Origin of the sequence: Aliivibrio sp. 1S128, from assembly GCF_001691065.1 — a bacterium.
Lineage (GTDB): Bacteria > Pseudomonadota > Gammaproteobacteria > Enterobacterales > Vibrionaceae > Aliivibrio.
On the sequence record NZ_MAJV01000186.1, the window covers coordinates 1 to 2357 of the forward strand.

General features: G+C 31.6%; 3 protein-coding genes. 2 read left to right on the forward strand and 1 reads right to left on the reverse strand.

The features are described 5' to 3' along the window. Positions 1-166: 166 nt before the first annotated feature. Together A6E03_RS19710 and A6E03_RS19715 are read left to right on the forward strand one after the other, a co-directional pair. On the forward strand, positions 167-1279 hold the full coding sequence (locus A6E03_RS19710) for an ATP/GTP-binding protein (RefSeq protein ID WP_065601588.1): 1113 nt from the start codon (positions 167-169) through the stop codon (positions 1277-1279). Continuing rightward, entirely contained in the window at positions 1272-1997 is a 726-nt protein-coding gene (locus tag A6E03_RS19715; protein ID WP_065601589.1) for a hypothetical protein, read from the forward strand. The genes A6E03_RS19710 and A6E03_RS19715 overlap by 8 nt, the downstream gene beginning before the upstream one ends. 164 nt (positions 1998-2161) lie before the next feature. Here A6E03_RS19715 and A6E03_RS20350 read toward each other — a convergent pair. Then, positions 2162-2357, reverse strand: a 196-nt coding sequence (locus tag A6E03_RS20350) for a hypothetical protein (RefSeq protein WP_218060177.1), incomplete at its 5' end; no start/stop codon positions are given.

Genomic DNA, 2357 nt, shown 5'->3' on the forward strand with positions numbered 1-2357 from the left:
TTGATGCATTTGTTATAACACCTAATAATGGTGGCTAATGAAACTAAAATCAAAATCTCAAGATTATGGTATTGATATCACAAAAAATTAACCGTAATTTTTTTACGGCTGGAGTTATCAATGTGCTATACTCAGTCTAACTAGATAATAATAAATGAGATAAAAAATGATTAGTAGATTTTCAGTGACAGGATTCAAAAACTTTAAAGATACCATCACTTTAGATTTTACAAATACTAAAGGCTACAATTTTAATGACCAATATATTGTTAATGGTATTGTAAATAAAGGTCTTATATACGGTAGAAATGGAGTTGGCAAGTCAAACTTTGGGTTTGCATTATTCGATATAGTTAAGCATGTCACAGACAAAAACATAGATAGTGATAACTATCATAACTACCTCAATGCAGATTCAGATTCTAACATTGCAGAGTTCAGCTATGAGCTTTCTTTTGAGTGTGGAACTATTCAGTATAACTACGGTAAATCAGATTTAGAAACGCTAGTGTATGAAGAAATCATAATTAATGGCAATAGATTTGCTTTCATTGATAGAAGAGTTAGCACCATTGCGGAAATTAATGCAAAAGGGGCGGAAAACCTTGAAAAAGACATAGGAAACAGCAATTTATCTATAATTTCCTATATAAATAAAAACACCTTACTTACAGAAAATAATGATAATTCGTGTTTTTCAAAGTTTATTAAGTTCATCAATGGGATGTTATTTTTCAGGTCACTAGATGGCAATAGCTATATTGGTTTTGAGCAAGGAAGTAGTGGGATCTTAGAAGATATTGCAAAACGAGGCAATACTAAAGATCTTGAAAAATTCCTAAATACAGCTGGTGTTGATTGTCAATTATCAGAAATTGAACGAGATGGTTCAAATTCAATCGGGTTCAAATTTAAAAATAAAACAGTACCATTTTATAGCATAGCTTCCCAAGGGACTAAATCTCTTGCTTTATTTTATTTTTGGCTACAACGATTCAGAAACTCACAAGAAATTTCGTTTATTTTTATTGATGAATATGATGCATTCTATCATCACGAACTTTCCGAATTGGTTATTGAAAACCTACTAGGAAGTAGCGCTCAAGCGCTAGTGACAACTCATAACACCTCAATAATCTCGAACGATTTGTTAAGACCTGATTGTTATTTTATGTTGACCAAAATTGATTTCAAATCCTTGTCTCATAGAACAAGGAAAGATTTAAGAGAAGCCCACAACATTGAGAAAATGTTTAAAGCTGGAGCATTTAATGGTTAATTACATTCTGTTTGTCTTCGAGGGTCAAGTAACAGAGCATGATATAATGAAAAACATGCAAAATTACTATTTGAACAGTAAAACTGACGGTGTGTACTTACTTTCTTCAAACTGTGGAGATATATATAGCTTATATGGAAAATTACAAGATGATTCTGACTTAGACATTTTCCCTCTGCTTAAAAAGAAACAAGCGAACTCTCATTTAAAAGACATAAAAAGAAATCAGATTTCAGAAATATACTTATTTTTTGATTATGATGGACACGCTCCAGCAGCAACTGATGATAAATTATTGGAACTTCTTAAGCACTTTTGTGATGAAACCGATAATGGGAAGCTCTATATTAGCTATCCTATGGTCGAATCCTTAAAGCATGTTACAGACGATGATTTTAACTCACTTACAGTTAAAGCTAAAGAAAATATAGGTTATAAAAAAATTGCAAGCGAGCAATGCAAACGTGAGAACATTAGTTTTAAAAAACTCACTCATGATAGTTGGAAATCTTTAAATTTAGCTCATTTAAAAAAAATGAATCACTTAGTTAATGATAAAAATGAAGTACCAACAAGTATTTATGAACAATTTACAATTTTAAAAAATCAAATTGAAAAACATATAGCGCCAAATAATGAAGTGGCAGTATTATCAAGTTATCCTATATTCTTATTCGATTATTATGGAGTAGAAGCAATAGAGGAGCTTACTTCTTAGGTTAACATAGCCCTATATTTATTAAGATATGGGGGCTTAGGTGTTATAACGCCTGCATAACACGTTTACTACTATGCAGATCAAGCTGAATTTTACCGCCATAAACACAAAAACCAAAGACAAACCTACAATGCCGAATGTAGTAAATCGTGTTGATGCATTTGTTATATGCTTTGTTTCATTGCGGGCTTACCTAAGCTTTTTAATTTTTTATTTAATTCTTCTTGTTTTGACTTCAAAATAGCAGGTTGAACAAAATAAAAATCAAAGAGCGATTCTATTGCTTCTAAGTTCCATTCGGCCTCACCAACTTCAACTTCAACTATTTCACCTGTTGCTGTCAGGGTAAGAGCGTGAATG